19 protein-coding genes and 3 pseudogenes are annotated in these 24,766 nt (G+C 65.5%); 9 read left to right on the top strand and 13 right to left on the bottom strand.

Annotated elements, in window-relative coordinates:
• Positions 1-96 precede the first annotated feature (96 nt).
• On the bottom strand, positions 97-537 hold the full coding sequence (locus G6N24_RS15885; RefSeq protein ID WP_085159369.1) for a cysteine desulfuration protein SufE: 441 nt from the start codon (positions 535-537) through the stop codon (positions 97-99).
• Positions 534-1,427, bottom strand: coding sequence for a sulfurtransferase (locus tag G6N24_RS15880; protein WP_085159367.1), 894 nt, complete (start codon positions 1,425-1,427; stop codon positions 534-536). The genes G6N24_RS15885 and G6N24_RS15880 overlap by 4 nt, the downstream gene beginning before the upstream one ends.
• A gap of 177 nt (positions 1,428-1,604) precedes the next feature.
• On the opposite strand from G6N24_RS15880, the gene G6N24_RS15875 reads away from it, so the two are divergent.
• Entirely contained in the window at positions 1,605-3,077 is a 1,473-nt protein-coding gene (locus G6N24_RS15875) for an HNH endonuclease signature motif containing protein (RefSeq protein ID WP_085159365.1), read from the top strand.
• A gap of 51 nt (positions 3,078-3,128) precedes the next feature.
• Here G6N24_RS15875 and G6N24_RS26105 read toward each other — a convergent pair.
• From G6N24_RS26105 to G6N24_RS15855, 4 genes and pseudogenes are all read right to left on the bottom strand, one after another.
• Positions 3,129-4,906: pseudogene (locus G6N24_RS26105) on the bottom strand (IS1634 family transposase).
• Between the two features lie 280 nt (positions 4,907-5,186).
• Positions 5,187-5,828 (bottom strand): nucleoside triphosphate pyrophosphatase, encoded by a 642-nt coding sequence (locus G6N24_RS15865; protein WP_085160409.1) that lies wholly within the window; start codon positions 5,826-5,828, stop codon positions 5,187-5,189.
• A pseudogene (locus G6N24_RS15860) lies at positions 5,825-6,037 on the bottom strand (acyl-CoA carboxylase subunit epsilon); the annotation flags it as partial. The pseudogene G6N24_RS15860 and the gene G6N24_RS15865, both read right to left, overlap by 4 nt.
• A gap of 5 nt (positions 6,038-6,042) precedes the next feature.
• The gene (locus G6N24_RS15855; protein ID WP_085160413.1) at positions 6,043-7,683 is read right to left on the bottom strand and encodes an acyl-CoA carboxylase subunit beta; all 1,641 of its coding nucleotides are present in this window, start codon (positions 7,681-7,683) and stop codon (positions 6,043-6,045) included.
• A gap of 51 nt (positions 7,684-7,734) precedes the next feature.
• On the opposite strand from G6N24_RS15855, the gene G6N24_RS15850 reads away from it, so the two are divergent.
• Positions 7,735-8,535, top strand: a complete 801-nt coding sequence (locus tag G6N24_RS15850; protein ID WP_085160415.1) for a biotin--[acetyl-CoA-carboxylase] ligase — start codon at positions 7,735-7,737, stop codon at positions 8,533-8,535.
• 31 nt (positions 8,536-8,566) lie between these two features.
• Positions 8,567-9,085, top strand: coding sequence for a PH domain-containing protein (locus G6N24_RS15845; protein ID WP_085160417.1), 519 nt, complete (start codon positions 8,567-8,569; stop codon positions 9,083-9,085).
• On the opposite strand, the gene G6N24_RS15840 is transcribed toward G6N24_RS15845, so the two are convergent.
• Positions 9,040-9,699, bottom strand: coding sequence for a GtrA family protein (locus G6N24_RS15840; RefSeq protein ID WP_085160419.1), 660 nt, complete (start codon positions 9,697-9,699; stop codon positions 9,040-9,042). The genes G6N24_RS15845 and G6N24_RS15840 overlap by 46 nt on opposite strands.
• A gap of 98 nt (positions 9,700-9,797) precedes the next feature.
• Here G6N24_RS15840 and G6N24_RS15835 point away from each other — a divergent pair, with 98 nt between their 5' ends.
• From G6N24_RS15835 to G6N24_RS15810, 6 genes are all read left to right on the top strand, one after another.
• Entirely contained in the window at positions 9,798-11,003 is a 1,206-nt protein-coding gene (locus G6N24_RS15835) for a 5-(carboxyamino)imidazole ribonucleotide synthase (RefSeq protein ID WP_085160442.1), read from the top strand.
• Complete coding sequence (purE, locus tag G6N24_RS15830; protein WP_085160421.1) at positions 10,996-11,511, top strand: 5-(carboxyamino)imidazole ribonucleotide mutase; 516 nt, start codon at positions 10,996-10,998, stop codon at positions 11,509-11,511. Before G6N24_RS15835 ends, purE begins: the two co-directional genes overlap by 8 nt.
• Positions 11,512-11,605: 94 nt before the next feature.
• Positions 11,606-12,775 (top strand): acyl-CoA dehydrogenase, encoded by a 1,170-nt coding sequence (locus G6N24_RS15825; protein ID WP_085160444.1) that lies wholly within the window; start codon positions 11,606-11,608, stop codon positions 12,773-12,775.
• Between the two features lie 68 nt (positions 12,776-12,843).
• Complete coding sequence (locus tag G6N24_RS15820) at positions 12,844-13,440, top strand: TetR/AcrR family transcriptional regulator (protein ID WP_085160423.1); 597 nt, start codon at positions 12,844-12,846, stop codon at positions 13,438-13,440.
• Positions 13,441-13,603: 163 nt separating this feature from the next.
• The gene (locus tag G6N24_RS15815) at positions 13,604-14,050 is read left to right on the top strand and encodes an MmpS family transport accessory protein (RefSeq protein ID WP_197743095.1); all 447 of its coding nucleotides are present in this window, start codon (positions 13,604-13,606) and stop codon (positions 14,048-14,050) included.
• A complete protein-coding gene (locus G6N24_RS15810) occupies positions 14,047-16,944 on the top strand; it encodes an MMPL/RND family transporter (RefSeq protein WP_085160427.1) in 2,898 nt (965 codons plus the stop codon). Before G6N24_RS15815 ends, G6N24_RS15810 begins: the two co-directional genes overlap by 4 nt.
• On the opposite strand, the gene G6N24_RS15805 is transcribed toward G6N24_RS15810, so the two are convergent.
• The 6 genes and pseudogenes from G6N24_RS15805 to G6N24_RS15780 form a co-directional block, all read right to left on the bottom strand.
• The gene (locus G6N24_RS15805) at positions 16,902-19,145 is read right to left on the bottom strand and encodes a SulP family inorganic anion transporter (RefSeq protein WP_085160429.1); all 2,244 of its coding nucleotides are present in this window, start codon (positions 19,143-19,145) and stop codon (positions 16,902-16,904) included. The genes G6N24_RS15810 and G6N24_RS15805 overlap by 43 nt on opposite strands.
• A 680-nt stretch (positions 19,146-19,825) precedes the next feature.
• Positions 19,826-20,359, bottom strand: a pseudogene (locus G6N24_RS24820) (PPE family protein); the annotation flags it as partial.
• Positions 20,360-20,700: 341 nt separating this feature from the next.
• Positions 20,701-21,897: a CoA transferase gene (locus G6N24_RS15795; protein ID WP_085160433.1), complete on the bottom strand. Its 1,197-nt coding sequence runs from the start codon at positions 21,895-21,897 to the stop codon at positions 20,701-20,703.
• Between the two features lie 15 nt (positions 21,898-21,912).
• The gene (locus G6N24_RS15790; RefSeq protein ID WP_085160435.1) at positions 21,913-22,566 is read right to left on the bottom strand and encodes an SAM-dependent methyltransferase; all 654 of its coding nucleotides are present in this window, start codon (positions 22,564-22,566) and stop codon (positions 21,913-21,915) included.
• Positions 22,567-23,379: 813 nt separating this feature from the next.
• Positions 23,380-24,270 carry a non-homologous end joining protein Ku gene (gene ku / locus G6N24_RS15785; protein ID WP_085160437.1) on the bottom strand — a complete coding sequence of 297 codons (891 nt, stop codon included), beginning with the start codon at positions 24,268-24,270 and terminating at the stop codon, positions 23,380-23,382.
• A 141-nt stretch (positions 24,271-24,411) separates the two neighbouring features.
• A complete protein-coding gene (locus G6N24_RS15780; protein ID WP_085160440.1) occupies positions 24,412-24,660 on the bottom strand; it encodes a hypothetical protein in 249 nt (82 codons plus the stop codon).
• Positions 24,661-24,766 lie beyond the last annotated feature (106 nt).

Raw genomic sequence — 24,766 nt, 5'->3', positions numbered from 1 at the left:
TTGCTGCGTCGTTAAGGTCTCTAAGAGAAATTCTTACAAGTCTTGTCGGGGAAGTTTATGCGGCGCACTGCGGGCCCGGCCACGCGGTGTCGCAATTCAACGGTCTTGGGGGTTCTCGCGCAGGTGCCGCTTGATCCGGGCAAGCATGGCCGACATTCCGCGCAACCGCAGCGGGCTGATCAGCGCCGCCAGCCCCAGGTCGGCGTAGAAATCCTCGGGCACCGCCAGGATGGCGGCCGCTGGCTGTTCGTCCAGCCCGGCGGCCAGGATTGAGGCGAACCCACGGGTGGTTGGCGCTTCGGCCGGCGCGCTGAAATGAAGCCGCACCCGATTTGGGTCGTGCGCGTCGACGTGGAGGAACAGCGGGGACTGGCACTCCGGCACCGGCTCCATGGCGGACTCGGCCAGGTCAGCGGGCAAGGCCGGCAACTCGTTCGCGAACTCCAGCAGCAGCCTCAGCTTGTCCTGGCCCTGGACTTCGGCGAAGTCGGACACCACCTCCGCTAGTGGAGCGGGCAGACTCGCGGGCATGGTCATCGCGCCGGCACGGCTCCGGGGCTCTCGCCCGCGACGATAGGCACCCGCACGGTGTTTCCCCACTCGGTCCACGACCCGTCGTAGTTACGCACGCCGGGCTTGCCCAGCAGGTGCGTCAGCACGAACCAGGTGTGGCTCGACCGCTCGCCGATGCGGCAGTACACGATAGTCTTGTCGTCCGGCTTCAGGAAGCCGTAGAGCTTGTCCAACTCCTCACGGCTGCGGAATCGACCGCTCTCGTCGGCGGCCTTGCCCCACGGGATGTGCACCGCCGTGGGGATGTGGCCGGCCCGCAGCGCTCCTTCCTCGGGGTAATCGGGCATGTGCGTGCGTTTGCCGGTGTACTCCTCCGGCGAGCGCACGTCGATCAGCGGCTGGGTGCCCAGGGTCGCCAGGACGTCGTCCCGGAACGCGCGAATCGGGGCGTCGTTGCGCTCCACGACGGGATAGCCGCTAGACGTGTTGGTCGGCACGTCCAGGGTGGTTTCCCGACGCTCGGCGAGCCAAAGGTCCCGGCCGCCGTTCAGGAGCCGCACGTCGGGGTGGCCGAACAGGGTGAAGACCCACAGGGCGTAGGCCGCCCACCAGTTGCTCTTGTCGCCGTAGATCACCACGGTGTCATCGCGCGCGATGCCCTTGCGGTCCATCAATTCGGCGAACTGCTCGCCGGTGATGTAGTCGCGCACCCGCGGGTCGTTGAGGTCGGTGTGCCAATCGATCTTGACGGCGCCGGGAATGTGGCCGACGTCGTAGAGCAGCACATCCTCGTCGGATTCGACGATGACCAGACCGGGTGCGCCCATGTTGGCCGACAACCAGTCGGCGGTTACGAGCCGTTCGGGGTGGGCGTAGGCCGACAGGGTTGGGCTTGGATCTGCGGGTAGCGGCACATAATCGAGCCTACCGCTGGTCCCGAAATCATCATGTGGTCAGTGCTTGCGAACCACCCGTTCTGGCTCGCCCGGATTCCAGACGGTGATGTCCATTGCTGTCGCGGACGTGGCCCGGTCGGCGCTTGCGTGATCGGTCGCGGGCGGTGGTCGGCGGGGTCTGTTAGTATCGAATGTATGTTCGAAGAGGTGATCGCCCACATTGAGGAGCACGTCGAGCGATGCTATCCGTCGACCACTGCGGAGTCGGCGGGGTTGGTGGAGCGGATTTGTGCGGCCGCGCGGGCGGAGAACCGGGCCGCCGCCGCGCAGCTAGTGGCGATCGGGGAGTTGTTCGCCTCTCGGCTCTCGCGCTCTTCGGAGACCGAGGACTGGGCGATCGACACCATGGAGGCGGTGGCCGCGGAGGTGGGTGCGGCGTTGCGGATCAGCCAGGCGCGCGCCGCCGGCCGGCTGCGTTATGCGCGCGCGATGCGTGAGCGGTTGCCCAAGACCGCTGCGGTGTTTGTGGCCGGCGAGATCGACTTTCGGGCGTTTTCCACGATTGTGTTCCGCACCGATCTGATCGTCGACCCCGAGGTGCTGGCGGCGGTGGATGAGTTGGTGGCGCTCAATGTGACGCGCTGGCCCTCGATGACCAGCGCCCGGCTGTCCGGGGCGGTCGATAGGATCGTGGCGAAGGTGGATGCCGATGCGGTGCGCCGGCGTAAGGAGTATCAGGCCGATCGGCAGATCTCGATCGGACAGGACCAAGACGGCCTCTCGCGCATCGACGGCAGCCTGTTCAGCGTCGACGCCCACGCGCTGGACAAGCGGTTGAGCGCGTTGGCGGCCACGGTGTGTGCCCACGATCCGCGCACCCGCGAGCAGCGCCGCGCCGACGCGCTGGGGGCGCTGGCCGCCGGGGCGGATCGGCTGGGCTGTCGCTGCGGGCTCACCGACTGCCCGGCCGCCACCCGCCCGGGCGCGGCCCCGGTGGTGATCCATGTGATCGCCGAACCCGCCACCCTCGAGGGCACCAGCTCGGCGCCAGCCTCGATGGTGGGCGCCGACGGGCTGATCACCCCCGAACTGATCGCCGAGCTCGCCACCTCGGCCAAACTGGTGGCGCTGATCCACCCCGGCGATGCCCCACCCGAGCCCGGGTATGTGCCGTCGAAGGCGTTGGCCGATTTTGTGCGGTGCCGGGATCTGACCTGCCGCTGGCCGGGCTGTGACCAACCCGCGATCCACTGCGATGTGGATCATTCGATCCCCTACGCCGAGGGTGGGCCCACCCATGCGGCCAACCTGAACTGCAAATGCCGAACCCATCACCTTGTGAAGACCTTTTGGGGGTGGCGGGAACGGCAACTGCCCGACGGGACCCTGATTTTCACCTCACCGTCGGGGCACACCCATGTCACCACGCCGGGTAGCGCGCTGTTGTTTCCCAGTTTGTGCCGCGCGGTCGGCGGTATGCCGGCACCGGAGGCCGACCCCCCGCTCGACTACTGCGCCCACCGGACGGCGATGATGCCCAAACGCCGGCGCACCCGCGCCCAAGACCGCGCCCACCGCATCGCCACCGAACGCCGCCACAACCACCACGTCCGCACGGTCGCCCACACCACCCGGCTAGCCCGAAGTTGCGACTGTTGGGTTAGGTGATTTCTTGGGTTTACCTGGGGTTTTGCCGGTTCGGGTGGGTGTTTGTTCTGGCTACGCGGCGATGGTGAGGGGAATGGTGGTGTCGATGAGGTCGAAGGCGCGGCGTTGGTCGGGGGTGGGTTCGGTGAGTTTGTCGATTTCGATGTCGGTGTCGTGGTAGCGGATGCGGTCGCGGGTGAGGGTGCCGAGATGGTCGAGCAGGCCGCGGAAGCTGCGTAGCGGGTTGCCGTCGGCGTCGTGTTTTGTCGAGGCTTTCGCGTTGGCGGCGGCGGAGCGTTGCGCGGGCGCGACCGGGTTGTCGCGCGCCGGTGGTGTTTCGTCGGTGAAGGTCAGCGGCGCCCAGGCCTGCGTAGGTGCCAGACGAGGTAGCAGGCCAGCAGGCAGATCAGCACGTGCGCACGCGCTGATCGAGACGGTGATAGATGGGTCGCAGATCCAGGTCGTCGGCTTTGATGATGCGAAAGTCGCGTTCGATATTGGCCAGGTTCTTGTAGCCGGCGACGACGCCGGCCGCATCGAGGGTGTCGGGGTCAACGCTGGTGCGTAGCACGTAGATGCCATCCAGGGCGGCTTCGGCGTCGATGGCCGCCTGGTTGCGTGCGAAGGTGAAGCTGGTGTCGGTGATGGTGGTGACAAAGTGCTTGTCCACCTTGTATTTTCCGCTGACTTTGCCGAGGGCTTTGCCGATCTCGGCGGCGCCGGACAAGGTGCCGCGGTCCACCCGGTCCTTGATCCGGGCGAGCTCTTTGTCGGTGGCGTCCAGTAGATCGCGGCGTTTGCGGGCACGCTCGGCCGCCAGAGCGGGTTGCGGCAGGCGATGAGCCGTTCGTCGGGGTAGTCGGGGTGGACGATCTCGGCCAGGTCCTGGGTGTCGAACAGGGTCATCTGCAGTGGCCCGTCGTCACGGGCGAGTTTGGCGATCGCCGGTGCCCGCAGCGCGGTGATCCACCCGAAATCGGTTGGGGCGTCGGGGTTGTCGTTGAGTTCGCGCAGCATGCCGATGCGCGCGGAGGTGATCATGCCGCGATCACCCACCAGCACCAGGTCGGTGAGGCCGAAGGTGGCGGGCAGTTCGGCGACGATCTCGGTGAACGCGACCGGGTCGGCGGTATCCCCGCGCACCACCCGCACCGCCACCGGCCGTCCGCCGGGGTCGGTGAGCACCCGTACTCGATCTGCGCGCAGCCCTTCTTGCCGTCGCGGGAATACCCGTGCGCGGCCAGCTCACAACACCGCCCGGTCACCCACGAACTGGTCAGGTCAAACAACGCCATCCGATGCGGGTTTGCTTGCGGGCTCAGGTGTTTGGCGGCCAGTTTGCGCTCGATCGCATCTTGGCGGTGCGCCAGCCAGTCCATCGCCGCGTAGATCTCGTCGGTCGACGCCCCCGCCACGTCCAGATCGACACCCAACGTGGTATCGGGCCACCGTGACAGGGTGGACAGCTTGGACGCTGGGCGGATCACCCGCGAGATGATCAACGCGAACACCACATCGCGTGACCGGCAGGCCGGGCCCAGCAGCGCGGGAAACCCGAGCCGATGCGCCATCGCCGACACCGCGGCCACATGCCCGTGCGGCAGCGAGCGGGTCTTGGTGAACTCGCTGCCCGCCGGGATCAGGGCCTGCCCCTTCAGCGTCGCCTCCAGCGCGGTGATCGAGGCCGCCGGCAGCATCGACAGGTTGGCCACCGTCTCGTTCCGCACTTTGGCGCCGTCGCGAAACGTGCGGCGCAGATACACCGATTCGTAGTCACGCCGCCGCCCCTGCTTATCCACATGAGTCTTCTTGACTCTGACTACGTGGACTTTCCCCATGTTGCGCGGCATACCAAGCATCGTAACCGACCTACCGCGACGATCATCAACACAACACACCAGTATTCTGACTACAAACACCAGGGCTTCAACACCCGAAACGTCAGGTCACATCACACTTCCGCGTCAGAACCCGTCGCAACTTCGGGCTAGCCGAACCCCCCCACCACCCCGGCCCCGCCCCACCCCACACCCACGACGACCCACCACCCTTCTAACCTGGGTTTTGCTGAAACTTGGGTACGCAGACGTTTCACCGACGCACAACGCCACGGTGGCCCCAGAGCCGTCGTTACTCGCCGGCGTTTGCTACCCACAGGGCGGCGACCGACAGCCCCACCCGCTGCAACAGTGATCGCAGAAGTGGCAGGCTCAGGCCGATCACGTTCGACGGATCGCCGTCGATTCGGTCGATGAACCAGCCGCCCAGGCCGTCGAGGGTGAATCCTCCCGCTACCCGCAACGATTCCCCGCTGGCCAGGTACGATGCGAGGTCGTCAGGCGATGGAGTCCCGAAATATACTGTGGTTATTGACGTTTCATCAACACAGTGTGTGATCGTGTTGTCCAGCAACCGGATAACGCAGTGGCCGGTGTAGAGTTGGCCCGCGCGTCCCGCCATCGACTGCCACTGTTGCCGTGCGTCTGCGACGGACTGTGGTTTGCCGTACAACTGGCCGTCGAGGTAGAGCATTGAATCACAACCAACGACAACGCAATCGGCCGCAACTGCGGGGTGCACAGCCGTTGCGACGTCCTCGGCCTTGGCCCGGGCCAGCGCACACACCACGTCACCGGGCGCGATTTGCGAGCTTAGCTCGGCGCCGACCGCGTCCTCGTCGATGCCGGCGACCATCACCAGCGGGTCGACGCCGGCCTGGCGAAGCACCCTGAGCCGACCTGCGGAGGCGGACCCGAGCACCAGCCGGGTCATCGGCGCATGTGGATCATTTCCCGCAGCGTGATGACCTGCCAGCTGAAGGCGGGATAGCGCAGCTTGTCGACCGGAAGGCCCCACCGAGACGGCTCGGGTTCGGCGGCCGGCGGCCGACCGCCGATGCTGCCCAGCACCGCGATCAGCGCCGCCAACTCCTCGTCGGTGGGTTGGCCCTTGAGTATCTCGACGTGAGGCTCGTACGGGTTGTTGGTCACAGCGGAATGTTCCCGTGCTTCTTGGGGGGCAGCTGTGCGATCTTGCGTTCCAGCAGGCGCAGCGCCGTGCCGATGTAGCCGCGGGTATGCGACGGCGGGATCACCGCGTCGACGTATCCGCGTTCAGCGGCGACGTAGGGGTTGACCAGCGTGTCCTCGTACTCCTGCTGCAACTGCAGCCGCAGCGCATCAACATCGTCGCCCTTCTGGGCGGCCTCGGCCAGCTGCTGGCGGTATACGAAGCCGACAGCGCCCGAGGCCCCCATCACGGCGATCTGCGCCGTCGGCCAGGCCAGGTTCACGTCGCAGCCCATGTCCTTGGAACCCATCACGCAGTAGGCGCCGCCGTAGGCCTTGCGGGTAATAACCGTGATCTTCGGGACGGTCGCCTCCCCATAGGCGAAGAGCAGCTTGGCGCCACGCCGGATGATGCCGTTGTATTCCTGGTCGGTGCCCGGCAGGAAGCCCGGAACGTCCACGAGCATCACGATCGGGATGTTGAAGCAGTCGCAGGTCCGCACGAACCGCGCCGCCTTCTCCGAGGCGTTGATGTCCAGGCAGCCGGCGAAATGCGTCGGCTGGTTGGCAACAATCCCGACCGGCCGGCCCTCGATACGACCGAACCCGACCACGATGTTCTGCGCATAGCCGGCTTGGATTTCGAGGAATTCGTCCTCGTCGAGGATGCGAGTGATCACCTCGTGCATGTCATAGGGCTGGTTGGGCGAGTCCGGGATCAAGGTGTCCAGCTCGAGGTCCTCGGCGGTGAGGTTGTCTTCAACGGACCCCGTCGGGGCCGCGACCTGATAGCGCGGCGCATCGGTGAAGTTGTTGGGCGGCAGGTAGCTCAGCAGCTCGCGAATGTAGTCGAAGGCGTCATGCTCGCCCGACGCGACGTAGTGCGCGGTGCCCGACTTGGCCATGTGGGTGTGCGCACCGCCGAGCTCCTCCATGGTGACGTCCTCACCGGTGACGGTCTTGATGACGTCCGGTCCGGTGATGAACATCTGGCTGGTCTGGTCGACCATCACCACGAAGTCGGTCAGCGCGGGGGAGTAGACGTGCCCCCCGGCGGCGGCGCCCATGATCAGCGAGATCTGCGGGATGACGCCCGAGGCCAGGATGTTGTTGCGGAAGATGCGGCTGTAGAGGCCCAGCGAGACGACGCCCTCCTGGATGCGCGCGCCCGCGCCGTCGTTGATGCCGATGAGGGGCCGACCGGTCTTGATCGCCAGCTCCTGGACCTTGACGATCTTCTCGCCGTACACCTCGCCCAGGCTGCCGCCGAACACCGTGGCGTCCTGACTGAAAATGCACACGTCGCGCCCGTCGATGGTGCCGTAGCCGGTGACCACGCCGTCGCCGACGGGGCGGTTGCTTTCCAGCCCGAAATTGGTGCTGCGGTGCTTGGCCAGCGCATCCAGCTCGACAAACGAGTCCTCATCCAGCAGCGCGTAGATTCGCTCACGCGCCGTCAGCTTGCCCTTGGCATGGACCTTGTCGACAGCGGCCTCGCCGACCGGGTGCAGCGACTCTTCCCGGCGCCGATGTAGCTCCGCCAGCTTGCCCGCGGTGGTGTGGATGTCGATGGTGTGTTCGGCGGCACGCTCGGCGGTATGGTCGGTAACGCTCGTCATGGGAGTCGATGGTATCGGCAACCGCTGGGCGTGCCTCTTTAGGCTGGGGCGATGGACCGTGATCGGCTCAGGCTGCCCCTGGACGAACACTCATTGCGTGATGAGCTGATCGGCACCGGAACGGGGTGGCGGCAACTCGACGTCGTCGCGCAGACCGGTTCCACCAACGCCGACCTGCTGGCCCGCGCGGCGGCGGGGGTCGATATCGGCGGCGCGGTGCTGATTGCCGAGCACCAGACCGCCGGGCGTGGGCGCCACGGCCGCGGATGGACGGCCACCCCGCGGGCGCAGATCACGATGTCGATCGGTGTGTGTGCCGCCGACGTGCCGGTGGACGCGTGGGGCTGGCTGCCGCTGGCCGCCGGTGTGGCGGTCGTCGACACCGTGAGCCCGCTGATCGAAGGCGCCGGGATGGAAGCGGGACTCAAGTGGCCCAACGACGTGCTGGCCGGGGGCGGCAAGCTCGCGGGGATCCTGGCCGAGGTGGCGCGGCCCGTCGTGGTAATCGGGTTGGGGCTCAACGTCACCCAGTCTCCCGAGGAGGTCGATGTTCCCGGGGCGACCTCGCTGCTCGACCTTGGTGTGGCGGCACCCGATCGGGACCGGCTGGTCGGGGGGCTCCTGCGTGACCTCCGGTTACGGATCGCCCAGTGGCGAAGCGCCGACCCACAACTGGCGGCCGACTACCGGGCGCGCTGCCTGACGATCGGGTCGCGGGTGCGCGCTCAGCTGCCCGGCGGCAACGAATTCGTCGGGATCGCGCGCGGCATCGACGACCAGGGGCGGCTGTGCCTAGCGACGGACGTGCAAACCATGGTGATTTCCGCCGGTGACGTGGTGCATTTGCGTTAGCTTTGCTCGGCCGGCGGCTAAGGTCGCGAAGATGAGCTATCCCGATAACGCACTGGCCAAAGGCGAGCGGGTCGTCCTGCATCGCCACCCGCACTGGAAGCGGTTGATCTCGCCGGTGCTGGTGCTAATCCTGGTGACCGGGCTGGCCGCGTTGGGATCTGGGTTCGTCAACTCGACGCATTGGCAACAGATCGCCAAGAATGTGATCTACGGAGTCATCTGGGGGATCTGGCTGGTGATCGTCGGCTGGCTCACGCTGTGGCCGTTCCTGAGCTGGCTGACGACACATTTCGTGGTCACCAACCGGCGGGTGATGTTTCGCCACGGTGTGCTCACCCGCAGCGGGATCGACATCCCGCTGGCGCGGATCAACAGCGTGGAATTTCGGGACAAGCTTTTCGAACGGATGTTTCGCACCGGGACGCTGATCATCGAGTCCGCGTCTCAAGATCCGCTGGAGTTCTACAACATTCCGCGCCTGCGTGAGGTGCACGCGCTGCTGTATCACGAAGTTTTCGACACGCTGGGTTCCGAGGAGTCGCCCAGCTGAGCGAACCGGTTGGCCCGGCTGCGCCAGCCGCGCAGCAGGGTGACGTTGCCACCCTCGAATGTGTCCTCGAAGACTTCCGCGATGCCGCCCGCGGTGAGGGCGGATTCCAGGGCCTTGTCGGGATTGCGGGCGAACTCGTCGGGAAAGACCCACCGGCGGAACGCCCAGAAGCGGAACGCCATCTGCAGCAGGTTGCCAATGATGTAGGCGGAGATGAAGTCCGCGATGTTTTCCACGGTCAGCGACACCGTAGGCACCCGCAGCTGCAGGACGTAGCTGGAGATCCACAGCGGCGCCATGCTGAGCAGCACCCCGACGCCGCTGAACGCGAAGAACAGCAGCGCCTCGTGATGGCGCTCGCGGCCGCCGCGGTCGCGGAAGCTCCATTCCCGGTTCAAGACGTACGACGCGATGACCGCGACGATGCCGGCGATGACCTTGGCGGTGACCGGTTTGGGTTCGAGGATCGTCAGCTTGAGGGTGTAGAAAATCGCCGAGTCGATGACGAATGTGGTGCCGCCGACGATGGCAAACTTGATGAGCTCGTGATGGCGCTCTGCGTAGGGCTGGACCACCCCGGGTAGGCGCGCGATCGTGGCATCGGCAAAGGACACAACACGTCAGTGTACGGACGTAGGCAAAATTGACGCAAAATGGTACGCGGCGAGAACGAGTGCGGCCGCCAAACACGCCGCGCGCGCGCCATGAAACCATGATGGCCGTGTCGATCATGCGCACCCCCGTCGTTGCGATGGTCGGCGGCGGTCAACTTGCCCGCATGACCCATCAGGCCGCGATTGCGCTCGGCCAGAGCCTGCGGGTGCTCGCTGCCGCCGACGACGATCCCGCCGCGCAGGTCACCCCCGATGTGGTGATCGGCGCGCACACCGATCTCGAAGACCTGCGCCGCGTCGCCGCCGGAGCCGATGTGCTGACCTTCGACCATGAGCACGTGCCGACCGAGCTGTTGGACAAGCTGGTCGCCGAGGGCGTCAACGTGGCACCACCGCCGCAAGCGCTCGTGCACGCCCAGGACAAGCTCGTCATGCGTCGGCGGCTGGAAGAGCTCGGCGCCCCGGTGCCGCGCTACGTCGGCATCGAAAGCGCCGCCGGGCTCGAGGATCTGGACGCCCTGGCTCGGCGCGTGCAGGGCCCGATGGTGGTCAAGGCGGTCCGCGGCGGCTACGACGGCCGAGGCGTGCGGATGGCGCCTGATCTGGCGCACGCCCGTGAGATCGCACGCGGATACCTCGCCGAGGGGATCCCGGTGCTGCTGGAGGAGCGGGTGGAACTGCGTCGCGAACTGTCGGCATTGGTGGCGCGATCGCCGTTGGGCCAGGGCGCGGCATGGCCGGTGGTCGAAACCGCACAGCGGGACGGGATCTGCGTGCAGGTGACTGCCCCCGCGCCCGCGTTGCCCGACGAAGTCGCTGCCGCGGCGCAGCAGCTGGCGTTGCGGTTGGCGGCCGAACTTGGTGTCGTCGGCGTGCTCGCGGTCGAGCTGTTCGAGACCAGCGAGAGCGCACTGTTGGTCAACGAGCTCGCGATGCGGCCGCACAACTCCGGACACTGGACCATGGACGGGGCTCGCACCAGCCAATTCGAGCAGCATCTGCGCGCGGTGCTGGATTATCCGCTAGGCGACACCGCCGCCATTGTTCCGGTGACGGTGATGGCCAACGTGCTGGGCGCCCCGCGGCCCCCGGCGATGACCCTCGACGAGCGGTTGCACCACTTATTCGCACGGATGCCGGACGCCCGGGTGCACCTCTATGGCAAGGCCGAACGGCCGGGTCGCAAGATCGGGCACATCAACCTTCTCGGCGACGATGTCGGCCAGCTGCGTGAACGCGCCGAGCTGGCGGCGCACTGGTTGTCACACGGGCAGTGGACGGACGGATGGGAGCCGCATGGCTGAGCAGCCGCGGGTCGCGGTGATCATGGGCAGCGACAGCGACTGGTCGGTGATGGCCGACGCCGCCGAGGCGCTGGACGAGTTCGGCATCCCGAACGAGGTTCGGGTGGTCTCGGCGCATCGCACGCCGGCCGTGATGTTCGACTACGCGCGCAGCGCGGCCGACCGCGGCATCGAGGTGATCATCGCCGGAGCCGGCGGGGCCGCGCACCTGCCCGGCATGGTCGCTGCGGCGACACCGCTGCCGGTGATCGGGGTGCCGGTGCCGCTGGCTCGGCTGGACGGCCTCGACTCGCTGCTGTCGATCGTGCAGATGCCGGCGGGAGTTCCGGTGGCTACGGTGTCGATTGGCGGCGCGCGCAACGCCGGCCTGCTGGCGGTGCGGATTCTGGGATCGTCCGACCCGCAGCTGCGGGCGCGGATCGTCGCGTTCTCGGACCAGCTGGCCGATGCGGTGCGGGCCAAGGACGCCGCGCTGCAGGAGCGTCGGAGTAAGTTAACCGGCGACTAATGTCGAATTGTCTGACTCTCCCCCGCACGCGGGTGGTGCCCCCCATGGCGGACCGCGAGCGGTCGCAACGTCGTCAGACGAAAAGGAGGTCATGATGGTTGGTTGGGCCGGCAACCCCACGTTCGACGTGTTCAAGCTGCCCGAGGAGCACGACGAGTTGCGGGCGGCGATCCGCGCGCTGGCGGAAAAGGAAATCGCTCCGTACGCGGCTGACGTGGACGAGAAAGCCCGGTTCCCAGAGGAAGCACTAGTGGCGCTCAATTCCTCCGGTTTCAACGCCGTGCACGTGCCCGAGGAGTACGGCGGTCAGGGCGCGGACTCGGTGGCCGCCTGCATCGTGATCGAGGAAGTGGCGCGCGTCGACGCGTCTGCCTCGTTGATCCCCGCAGTCAACAAGCTCGGCACCATGGGCCTTATCCTGCGGGGTTCCGAAGAGCTGAAGAAACAGGTCTTGCCGTCGCTGGCCTCCGAAGGGGCGATGGCGTCGTATGCGCTGAGTGAGCGCGAAGCCGGCAGCGACGCGGCGTCCATGCGGACCCGCGCCAAGGCCGACGGGGACGACTGGATTCTCAACGGCGCCAAGTGCTGGATCACCAACGGCGGCAAGTCGACCTGGTACACGGTGATGGCGGTCACCGATCCGGACAAGGGCGCCAACGGCATCTCGGCATTCATGGTGCACAAGGACGACGAAGGGTTCATCGTTGGTCCCAAGGAAAAGAAGCTGGGCATCAAGGGCTCGCCGACCACCGAGCTGTACTTCGAGAACTGCCGCATCCCCGGCGATCGGATCATCGGCGCGCCGGGTACCGGCTTCAAGACCGCGCTGGCGACGTTGGACCACACCCGCCCGACGATCGGCGCCCAGGCCGTCGGGATCGCCCAGGGCGCGCTGGACGCTGCCATCGCCTACACCAAGGAGCGCAAGCAGTTCGGCGGATCGATCAGCAGCTTCCAGGCCGTGCAGTTCATGCTGGCCGACATGGCGATGAAGGTGGAGGCGGCGCGGCTGATGGTCTATACCGCCGCCGCGCGCGCCGAACGCGGCGAGCCGGACCTGGGTTTCATCTCGGCGGCGTCGAAATGCTTCGCCTCCGACATGGCGATGGAGGTCACCACCGACGCCGTGCAACTTTTCGGCGGCGCGGGTTATACCACCGACTTCCCCGTCGAGCGCTTCATGCGCGACGCCAAGATCACCCAAATCTACGAGGGCACCAATCAGATTCAGCGCGTGGTGATGTCGCGGGCATTGCTGCGCTGATTCTTGTTGTCGGTAGCGGGACAGTACGGTACTGGGCTGTACTGCCATAGCGGCTCTATCGTGGACGTGTGACCCAGATTGCCGATCGCGCCGCGCAGTCCTCGCCGTGGTCGCCGCGCGAGGCCGAGTTGCTCGAGGTGACGCTGCGGCTGCTGCAGCAACACGGGTATGACGGGTTGACGGTGGATGCGGTCGCGGCGACCGCCAAGGCCAGCAAGGCCACGGTGTACCGGCGTTGGAAGTCGAAAGCCGAGCTGGTGTTGGCCGCGTTCGTCGAGGGCATCCGCCAGGTCGCTCTCCCGCCCGATACCGGCACGCTGCGCGGCGACTTGCTACGGGTGGGGGAGCTGGTGTGCGAGCAGGCGCGCCAGCATTCCAGCACCATGCGCGCGGTGCTTGTCGAGGTGTCGCGCAACCCCGCACTCAACGACGTCATGCAGCATCAGTTTCTCGATCAGCGCAAGGCGTTGATCCAACACATCCTGCAGCAGGCCGTAGAGCGCGGCGAGATTGATCCGGCCGCGATCGGGAACGAACTCTGGGACCTGCTGCCCGGCTACCTGATATTCCGGTCCATCATCGCGAACCGGCCGCCCACCAAGCACACCGTGCAAGCCCTGGTCGACGACGTCGTCCTGCCCAGCCTCACCCGTATCACCAAGTAACCGTCCAGCCGCTGCCCAGCCGCGCGTTTGGATGTGCACGCCAGCGTTCCTTGTGATGTCCGGTCCCGTACCGTACTGTTATAGCCGTCGGTTTCCCGCTCCAAGCGCAAGACATGATGCCCTCGCACAAGTGGTGTGCCACCGGTCGTCGAAAGGCTAACGGGTGAAAGGGATTTCGATCCTCCGGCTGGCGAGACGGTGGTGGATGCTGCTGGTCGCGGTGGTCGTGGTCGCCGCCGCGGGGTTCGGTGTCTATCGGCTGCATGGAATCTTCGGTTCGCACAACACCACGTCGACTGGCGGCGCCATCGCGAATGACATTGTCCCGTTCAACCCCAAGCGCATCACTCTGGAGGTCTTTGGCAACCCCGGCGCGGTTGCGACCATCAACTACTTGGACATCAACGTCACACCGCAGCAAGTCCGCAACGCGACCCTGCCGTGGTCGTTGACCATGGTGACGACACAACCAGGTGCGTTCACCAACCTTGTGGCGCAAGGCAATAGCGATTCCCTGGGCTGCCGCATCACTGTGGACGGTGAAGTCAAGGACGAAAGGATCGTCAACAAAGTGAACGCCTATACCTTCTGCCTGGTGAAATCCGCATGAGCAACCATCACGTCTCCCGATCGTCCCTGGCACACTCCATCCGCCGGCTTTCGGTGCCGATCCTGCTGTTTTGGGTGGGTCTGGCCGCCGTCACGAACATCTTGGTACCGAAGTTGGAGGACGTGGCGAAAGCGCATAACGTGTCCCTGCAGTCCGCGGATGCGCCGTCCCTACAGGCAATGCATCGCATGGGCAAAGTGTTCCGCGAGTTCGATTCCGACAGTGCGGCGATGATCCTGTTGGAAGGCGACAAGCCCCTTGGCGACGACGCCCACCGGTTTTACAACACCCTGGTTCACAGGCTCGAACAAGACACCAAACATGTCCAGCACGTCCAGGACTTCTGGGGGGACCCGCTGACGGCGGCGGGCTCACAAAGCAACGACGGCAAGGCCGCATACGTTCAGGTCTACCTTGCCGGTAATCAGGGCGAGGCTAAGTCAATCGAGTCCGTCGACGCCGTCCGCGACATCGTCGCAAACACGCCACCACCGCCCGGCATCAAGGCCTACGTCACCGGCGCGGCGCCGCTCATCACGGATCAGTTCGAGGTGGGCAGCAAGGGAATCCTCAAGGTCACCTTGGTGACTCTGCTGGTGATCGCGGTGATGTTGTTTTGGGTCTACCGCTCCGCCATCACCATGATCCTCGTGCTGCTCATGGTCCTCATCGAGTTGGCCGCGGCCCGTGGATTCGTCGCTGTTCTCGGCAACTACGGGCTCATCGGACTTTCGACGTACTCGACCAATCTGCTCACGCTACTGGTCATTGCCGCCGGCACGGACTACGCGATATTTTTCCTAGGCCGTTATCACGAGTCGCGCCACGCGGCACAGGATTCCGAAACTGCCTTCTACACCATGTACCGTGGGACCGCCCACGTGATCTTGGGCTCAGGTTTAACCGTCGCCGGCGCGGTGCTCTGTCTGAGCTTTACCCGACTGCCGTATTTCCAAAGCCTGGGCGTTCCCGCCGCAACGGGCATTCTCGTCTCACTGGTGGCCGCGCTCACCCTGGTCCCGGCCGCGCTGACCGTCGGCAGTCATTTCGGTCTCTTCGAACCCAAACGAATGATGAGGACCCGGGGATGGCGGCGTATTGGCACCGCCATCGTCCGCTGGCCCGCACCCATCTTTGCGGTCACGTGCGCGGTCGCCATCGTCGGCCTGCTCGCTCTGCCGGGATACAACACCAGCTACGACGCCCGCTCCTACATGCCGACCACTGCCCCGGCCAATATCGGTTACGCGGCCGCGGAACGACACTTTTCTGCGGCCCGGCTGAATCCCGAACTGCTGATGATCGAAACCGATCACGACATGCGTAACCCGGCCAACATGCTCGTCCTCGAAAGGGTGGCGAAAGCGATCTTCCACCTCCCCGGCATCTCCCTGGTGCAATCGATGACTAGGCCCTTGGGAACCCCGATCGAGCACACCTCGATACCGTTTCAGATCAGCGCGCAAAGCACCGGCCAGGTGGAGAACTTGACATACCAGCGAGACCGGGCGAACGACTTGCTGACACAGGCCGGCGAGCTTCGGAAAACGATCAACATTCTGGAGCAACAGCTTGCTCTGCAGCAGCAGCTCGCCGCGGCCACGCACGCCGAGACCCAAAGCTTTCACGACACGATCGCCACGATCAATGACCTGCGCGATAAGATCGCCAATTTCGACGACTTCTTTAGGCCGATTCGCAGTTATTTCTACTGGGAACGGCACTGCTACGATATCCCCGTCTGCTTCGCGTTGAGAAACGTCTTTGACGCCGTCGACGGTATTGACCAGCTCAGCGAACAGTTCCAAAATCTCACCGCAACATTGGACAAATTGGATGCGGTCCAGCCGCAACTAGTCGCGCTGCTCCCGGAACAGATCGCCAGTCAGAGGAAAAACCTGGAACTGGTCCTGTCCAGCTACGCCACCAACTCCGGGATCAACGCACAGACGCAGGCTATGACCGACAACGCGACCGCCCTCGGCCAAGCCTTTGACGCCGCCAAGATGGACGATTCCTTCTACATGCCTCCAGAGGCTTTCGACAACCCGGAATTCAAGAGGGGTCTAAAACTGTTCCTCTCGCCGGACGGCAGGGCCGCACGGATGATCATCTCCCATGAAGGCGATCCCGCTACGCCGGAGGGCATTTCGCATATCGACCCGATCCGCAACGCCGCGCGCGAGGCAGTGAAGGGCACCATCTTGGCGGGCTCGAACATCTATTTGGCCGGTACCGCCGCGACGTACAAGGACATCCAGGACGGCGCCAAATACGATCTGATGATCGCGGGAATAGCCGCGCTGAGCCTGATTCTGCTCATCATGATGATCATCACGCGAAGCCTGGTTGCCGCGATCGTCATTGTGGGCACGGTAGCGCTTTCGTTGGGTGCCTCTTTTGGGCTCTCCGTGCTGGTTTGGCAGGATATTCTCGGCATCAAGTTGTATTGGATCGTGCTTGCCCTGGCCGTCATAATCCTCTTGGCGGTGGGCTCCGACTACAACCTGCTGTTGATCTCCCGGTTCAAGGAGGAAGTCGGAGCCGGACTAAAGACAGGCATAATCCGTGCGATGGGCGGCACCGGCGCGGTGGTCACTTCCGCGGGCCTGGTATTCGCCGCTACCATGTCGTCCTTCATCGTCAGCGATTTGCGGGTGCTCGGCCAGATAGGAACCACCATCGGCCTCGGGCTGCTCTTCGACACGCTGATCGTGCGTTCGTTCATGACGCCGTCCATCGCTGCGCTTCTCGGGCGCTGGTTCTGGTGGCCGCAAAGAGTTCGCCCGCGCCCCGCGAGCAAGATGCTTCGGCCTTACGGCCCGCGTCGCGCGGTTCGTGAACTTCTCGGTTACGTGCCGACGGACTCGTCAGGGCATACGATGCCGTCCTGACGCACCTCGTACACGCGTGCGGTCGAAATGTCGAAGAAAATACCGACGACCTGCACCTCATCGGACGCGACCGCGGAAGCCAGAATCGGGTGGCGGGTCAGCCTTTCCACCTGAATGGCGACGTTGACGATGCTGAGCTGGTCGGCTTCCGGGTAGCCGCTGGCCTCCGCGCTCCGGCGTGCCGGATGGTGATCCTGGTAGGCGACGAGACTGTCGCGGGCATTCTCCAGCCAACGACCCATGGGCGTCGCCGCGTCCGCGGCACCCTCCAGTAGCGCCGTCATCGCGCCGCACGACGAATGTCCGCAGACGACAACCGAACTGACACCGAGCTCGTTGACGGCAAAGTCGAGAGCGGCGTCGACCGATCGGTCGGCCGGATCGGGCGGCACCAGGTTGCCGAAGTTGCGCACGGTGTACAGGTCGCCAGGGCCGCTGGCGGTGATGACGTTGGGCAGTATCCGTGAGTCGGCACAGGTGAGGAACAGCTCATACGGGTTCTGCGAATCGGTGAGCCCGGCGATGTGCGAGTGCAACATGGCGGCACCGTTGCGGTGGTACTCATCGATGCGGTCCAGAACCGAAGTGTTGGCATCGCCGCGGTGATTGCCACGCGCCGACCGCCATGGAACCAGTCCTATCGGTTCGGACGCGAAGTGGCGCTTCGGCGGTCCAATGTGCGCGTGGTGTAGCTTCGCGGGCGACGTTTCGACGATCGCTACGACTCCGCCCCTCGTCTGGTGGGCGCGTCGCCAGTCGGAAATGGCTTCGGAGACAGAGTCATCGATGTAGTCCGCGTTGAGGTTGAGCGTCACCTCCGAGCCCTCGGGCAGCTTCGACAACACGGTGGTCAGGCGGGGCAGAAGCAAGAAGCTCAACGTGCCATCGATATCGACCCGCCACTGCCTGGACTGCTCGCCGCCAACCGGTTTGACCTCGACGGGCGCGCGTACCACCCGCACCAGGAGGAATACCACCGCGACGGCAAGTCCAATGGCCACACCCTCCAGCAGGTTGAGGAACACCACCGAGACTATGGTGATGGCGTAGATCGCGAAATTGCCGGTGCGCCAGGCCAATTTGATGTGAGCCAGCTTGATGAGCTGGGCACCGATCACGATGAGCAGGCCGGCCAGCGCCGCCTTGGGAATGAGTTCCACCAAATTGGTGAACAGTGACGCGAACAGCAGGACCCACACACCGTGCAGGATCGACGACATCCGGGTGCGAGCGCCGGCGGCCACATTGGCCGAGCTGCGCACGATGACACCGGTGATCGGCAGCCCACCGAGCAATCCGGACACCACGTTCGCGCTGCCCTGCCCGATTATTTCCCGGTTGAAGTCGGTGCGCGGACCCTGGTGCAGCTTGTCGACACCGACCGCGCACAGCAGCGATTCGACGCTGGCGATCAGCGCGATCGTGAGGGCACCGAGCGCTATCGCGCTGATCTCGTGGGTCCACGGCTGCCCCCCCGGGGACGTTTCGGGCAGCCTGGGCAAGCCGATGGCCTCGAAGAAGTTGCCGGAGAGGTTGATTCGTTCGGTGTCTAGCCCCACCGCCATCGTTAGCGCGGTCGCCGCCACGATGGCCACGAGTGGGCCGGGAATGGTTCGCAGCTTCGCGGGCAGCCTCGACCACACCACCAAAATGGCGATGACCGTTCCGCCAACGATCACTTCGTGCAGTTCGTGATGGAGGATCCCGTCCGGCAACGCCACGATGTTTTTCCACGCCGAGCTGTGCGACGTACCACCCATCAGCACATGAACCTGCTGCAAGGCGATGGTGATGCCGATGCCCGCCAGCATGGCGTGCACCACGACTGGTGCGATGGCCAGCGCAGCGCGCGCCATCCGGCTCAGGCCGAACACGATCTGCAGTGCGCCCGCGCCAATGGTCATCAGGCACAACATCGGCCAACCGAGCTCGTCGATCAGCCCGGCGACCACCACGGTGAGACCCGCAGCCGGACCGCTGACCTGAAACGGCGACCCGCCAATTGCCCCGGCGACAATGCCGCCCACTACCGCGGCGATGAGACCAGCCATCAGCGGAGCCCCGGACGCGATGGCGATCCCCAGCGAGAGGGGCAGCGCGACAAGGAAGACGACGAGCGACGCGGGGACGTCGTGCCGCAAATTAGCCAGGATTGACCGAGATTTGGACGAATCGACGGAGTTCTTGACAGTGGCGATCATATTTTGAGTCCTCGAGACCGGTCAACAAGGCCGTCGGCGCGCGGTCCGCTAGGGCACGTTGACGACGCTTCATGACCGGCTTGAACGTGGTGCGTCAATCGGGTGTTCAGCCGGGCATCGAGACAGGCGAAATGGCGGGCAGCAATTGCCGCCCGCCACCAGGCACGCAATGCCATCTTGCCCGATGGCCACGTCGATTCGACGAGCCCGGGTGCGGATTCATCGGCGATTCAAAGAATGGACACTCCAAGCCGCCGAGCTCGAGGCGGCCAAGTGGGTCACGGGGCGAGGGCAGTTCCCGCCGCTTGCAGGTCGGCACCGAGCAAGGTCAAAGGGAAGGTGAGGTTGCTACTTCCCAGAGACACCGCCGTCCCAGCGGCATACAGACCCGCGCCCGCGACATTCAACGCGGCACCGGTGACGTCGCCCGAGCGGAGAGCTGAGACCGCCGCGCTGCCGTCGGTCGTGATCACGGTCCGCGCAGCATTGAGCTCTGACTCGTTGAAAGCGCGCTGGCTAGCCACTGTGGACTGGGTGCACGATGCCACGGCGTTGAGCGCATCGGTTACCGCATCAAATGAGTTCTGGAGTGATTTCTGCAGAGTGTCCCGGGTTGAGGTGGCAAGGGAGGCCAGCACGGCCACGAACGCCAGAATGGCGCCATATTCGGTGACACCCTGCGCAGGCGCGACGACCCCAGGCGCCTGTTCCCACGGCGACAACTGCGCGGCCACCGCCGCAGCCTCGCCGTGGTAATCGACCATCACGCTCACATCCTGGGCCCACATCTCCTCGTATTCGGCCTCGGTGGCCGCTATCGCCGGGGCATTTTGTCCGAACAGATTCCAGATCACCAGGGACACCAGCTCGCTGCGGTTGGCCGCCACCGAAACCGGATGCACGACGGCCGCCCGGGCCGCCTCGTAGACGGCCGCCGCCGCCTTCGCCTGCGCCGACGCGGCCCCGGCCCGGTCCGCCGCCGTGCTCAGCCACCGCGCGTACGGCACGGCCGCGGCCGCCATCGCCATCGATGCCGGACCTTGCCACGACGAACCCGCCAGCACTGAGATCAGCGACGAAAACGAGCCCGCCGCCGAGCCCAACTCGGCGGCCAACCCATCCCAGGCCGACGCGGCGTCTAGCATCGGCCCCGAGCCCGCGCCGCTGTACATCAGCGCCGAATTCACCTCCGGCGGCGCCACCACAAAATTCATCGCACCCGACCCTTCCTGGCTGGCTAACCTTGCCTATCGGCCAATCGCGGCGGGGGCCACGATGATCGGTGAGCCGCGCAGCGCCAACAACGCCCCGGTGTGACGTTCGTCGGTCGCGCCCCCGCGCGGACGAACGTCACCGCTTTGCCCGCTCGCCCGGACCACACCATGTCGCGCCTCCGCCAACGACACTCGCCACGTTGCTGAAGGGATCGAGCAACGGACGCCCAACTCTACTAGCGGCCGCGGCTCAAAACGCACGTTTTCACCACATCTGATCAGGCGCCAACGCGCATATGCCGCTTGCGGAACCTCGGCCTGAACTGGTGCCGCTGCGCCGATCAGGAAGCGGTTCCCCGAGCGGTCAGGAACACGTCGTTGTGTTGACCCGGGGCCGGTGGGGGTTCGGTGACCACGGCGTCGAAGCTGGAGTAGCGCGCCGGTGTGCGGATCACCGTGACTGCGTCATCCCCGCTGCCAACTTCCACGGCGAGGTCGTTCTCAGCGAACAGCGGGGTGTCGACGACTTGTTTCCAGGTGTAGGGAAGGCAGGCCATCAGGCCGCCTTCGTGCAACAGCCCGACCCATTCGGCGGCGGTTTTGGCGGCCAGCGCCGACTGCAGTTCTTCGGTCAACTCGGGGTAGTTGAGCGCCCGCGCACGTTGGTCGATGAATCGCTCGTCGTCGAGGAGATCGGTCCGGCCGATGATCTGACACAACTTCTGCCAGTGCTTGGGCACATACGCGCTGATGACGATCCATCCGTCAGCGGCCCGGAACGCGTCCGACGGCTGGGTGGCAAAGCCAACTCCCTTGCGCCGCTTAGCTTTCGGTGGCAGTTCCGAATTCGACTGATCGCCGGTGGGCTTGTTCAGGTGCATGGTCAGCTGGTTGGCTTGCAGGCCCACCGCGACGTCGTACATCGCGACCCGGACGATGTCGGCCACCCCGTGCCGCTCGCGGTTGAGCAGTGCGGCCAGCACCGCCTCGGCCAGCACGTGACCGCTGGCGTTGTCGACGAGTTGGAACGGAATGATCTGCGGCTTGCCGTCCGGTGTGGGCATCCCGGTGGTCATGCCGGCCTCCGCGGCGACCATCAGATCGACGCCCGGCCGGGTGCCCTCCGGGCCGTTGCCGCCGAAAGCGCTCAGGCGCGCATAGATCAGTTTGGGGTTGCGGGACCGCAAGTCGCCGGGACCCAGGCCCATTCGTTCCATGACCCCAGGGCGAAATCCTTCCAGCACGACGTCGGCGGTGTCGGCCAGTCGCAGTATCTGTTGCCTGGCCTCGTCGGTGGTCAGGTCCACCGCCACCGACTTCTTGCCCCGGTTGTTGGGCAGAAAGTATGTGGCGAGCGGTGGGCGTCCGGGAAGAACTGAGGTGATCTGCCGGGCGGCCTCACCGCCGGGCGCCTCGACCTTGATGACCTCGGCGCCCAGGTCGGCCAGCACCTGTCCGGCCAGCGGCCCGGCCACGTTCTGGGTGAAATCGAGAACCCGAAATCCGTCAAGTGGCCTGGGGGCGTTGCTGTTTGGCATGCTGGGGCCTTTCTTTCAAGCTGCCTTGTGCAATACCGCGGTGCAGTAGTAGTTCTTGCCCGACGGGGCGTCGTCGTCGGTTAACAACTGATTCAGTGAAGTGCGAGCGGAGCGCCTGCCGCAGTGCTCCAGGTGGGTCGCTATGTCGTTGCGGTCGCTAGCAAAGCCCAAATTGTCGAGTTCAATGTCGAGTCCGTTTTCGCGCCACGTGTGTGTGGCGCCATTCAAACCGTGTTGGTGGGCGGAGATATTCAGGAAGACTTCGGCCACCAGCCGGCTGCCGTCGGCGCTGAGCGCGGTGATGTTGTCCAGCAACCGGTCCTGGGCCTGCGGCGGAAGGAACCCGAGCAGGCCCGCGGCGGTCCATGCGGTCAGCCGCCCGTGGTCGAAACCCCTGTCACGAAGCGCGCCCGGCCAGTCGCGTCGCGGGTCGATCGGGACGGTGCGCAGCTCGGACGTTGGCGCGGCGCCGAGCGCTGCCAGCGTGGCTGTCTTGAAACCGCGAACCTGCGGCTGGTCGATCTCGAGCACCCTCATTCCGGACGGCCATGGCAGCCGATAGCCGCGGGCGTCGAGGCCGGAGGCCGGGATGACCGGCTGCCGCATGCCCGCGGCCGCCGCGTCGGCGAAGAACGCGTCGGCCCAGGTCTCGTTGTCGGAGCGCCCCATCTGCAATCCCGTCTGTGCTCGCCTCGAGGGCCGCGCATTACTGGTTAGTCAGATTAACCACACACCCGCGGGCCGGCCGGTCGCACCCGGCGACCAGGCGCCGAGCAGACGCAAAGGCCCCTGGCGCCCGGCGTGTCAACGGGCCTTTACGTCTGCTCGCGGTACTACGGGGCGGGGTGGTGCGGGCCGAACAAGCTGTGCGCCTGCACCGGGCGTCGTCGCGAAGTGTGCCTGAAAATCGACATCGGGGTCCAGCCCGGCCAAACCGCCGGCGACCTTCAGCGGGCCCCGCCGACACGCTCGGCGATGGCCTGGCGCACGATGACCTGCTCGCCTGGCTCGAAAAGCCGGTGAATACCCCGACATCAGCACAAGCATGCGGCACGTGACGCCCACCGCCACAACCGATTCCCCAACGCCCCAAGAGTCCTCGGATCATCGCGGGTGGGATACGACGGTGACTCCCTGGAGGAGCGCGTGGAGTCGGCCATACCAGGCTTGTCGGCAATCTCGGGGTGGTGGAGCCGGAGACTTCGCAATGCGGATCCTCCTACGCGGCGGGGCGGCACGCAGAGCCCTTGTCGGTTCGCGGGGTGGCAGGCGATGTGAGGTGAGTCGGATGTCGCCTGTGATAGCGGCCCCGGACGTGTCGGCCGTAGCGGCCGGGGACTTGGGACGGATTGGCTCGGGTATCGGGGGGCCAATGCCGCGGCGGTAACGGCCACGACCTGAGTGTTGCCGACGGGAGCCGACCAGGTGTCGGCAGCCAACGCGGCGGCATAAGACTGCCCGCCGGCCCGGCGTAACCAGTGGTCAGGATTTCGACCGGGCCTTGGCCCCCCGGGTCCCGGTCGGCTTCTTCTCGGCCGCAGACTTCTCGGCGGGAGCCTTCGTCGCCGATGATCTTCCGTTGCCCGAGCGCGCCTTCACGCTGGCCTCCAGCTTGGCGAGTAGGTCGGAGACGTCTTCGGTCTCGTCTAGCTCGGCTGGTTGTTCCTCGGTGATAAAAGCTTCCCCGCCTTCGAGTTTCGCGTCGATGAGCTCGCGTAGTTGCTCTTGATAGGTGTCGTGGTAGCGGTCCGGATTGAAGTCGTCGGCCATCGACTCCACCACCTGGCCAGCCATCTTGAGTTCCGCAGGCTTGATCTCCACCTTCTTGTCCAGCACCGGGAAATCGGGATCGCGGATCTCGTCGGGCCACAGCAAGGTGTGCACCACCATCACGTCGCGCTTGCCGAAATCCTTGACGCGCAACGCCGCCAGCCGCGTCTTGTTCCGCAGCGTGAAATGCACGATCGCCATCCGGTCGGTTTCGGCGAGCGTCTTGGCCAGCAGCACATACGATTTGGACGATTTCGAATCCGGCTCCAGAAAGTAGCTGCGGTCGAACATCATCGGGTCTACATCGCTGGCCGGGACGAATTCCAGCACCTCGATCTCGCGGCTGCGTTCTTCGGGCATCGTGGCGATGTCGTCGTCGGTGATCACCACAATCCGGCCGTCGTCGGCCGCAAAGGCGCGGGCGAGATCGTGGTAGTCTACGACCTCCCCGCACACCTCGCATACCCGCTTGTATCGGATGCGCCCGTTGTCCTTGGCGTGCACCTGATGGAACCTGATGTCGTGGTCCTCGGTGGCGCTGTACACCTTGACCGGCACGTTGACGAGCCCGAAGGCGATCGAACCCTTCCAGATAGAGCGCATGTAAGTCAGTATGCCCACAACGCCGGATGGGCTAACAGCATGCGCACTGTTCATTGTCCGCGAGCGTGACGCCACGGCTAGATCCGGCCCGATTTCTCGCCGTGGTGTCACGCCCGCGTGCGACAGGGCGTCATCGAAAGGCTAAGGAGGCCAGCCTGATTGATCCAGCAGGACGGTCCGATCGGGTGGGTCGGCACCTGCGCGCGTGACCGTCGGCGCTGACGACAGGCTCGCCGCCGCGGGTGCAGACGGCAACATGCCGAGCTCGATCCGGTGCGGGTCCGCCCGCCCGCCCAAGATGCCAGGTTCCCACAGCATGTCGAGCAGGCCGACCACGAAGGCGTCGCTGGCGCCCATGGTGTCCACTGCGCGAACGCGGTGGGCGGTCATCGTCGCCGCTCCGATCGCCGGTCGGAGAGCCGCCAGCGGGTGCAAGCAGGCGTAAAAGCACCCCAAAAGGCCACTTTTGGGGTGCTTTTACGCCTGCTCGGCGTAC

This window comes from Mycobacterium lacus (assembly GCF_010731535.1).
Lineage (GTDB): Bacteria > Actinomycetota > Actinomycetes > Mycobacteriales > Mycobacteriaceae > Mycobacterium > Mycobacterium lacus.
Note: the sequence above shows the minus strand (reverse complement) of the source record. Positions and strands in the feature narration are given on the sequence as shown.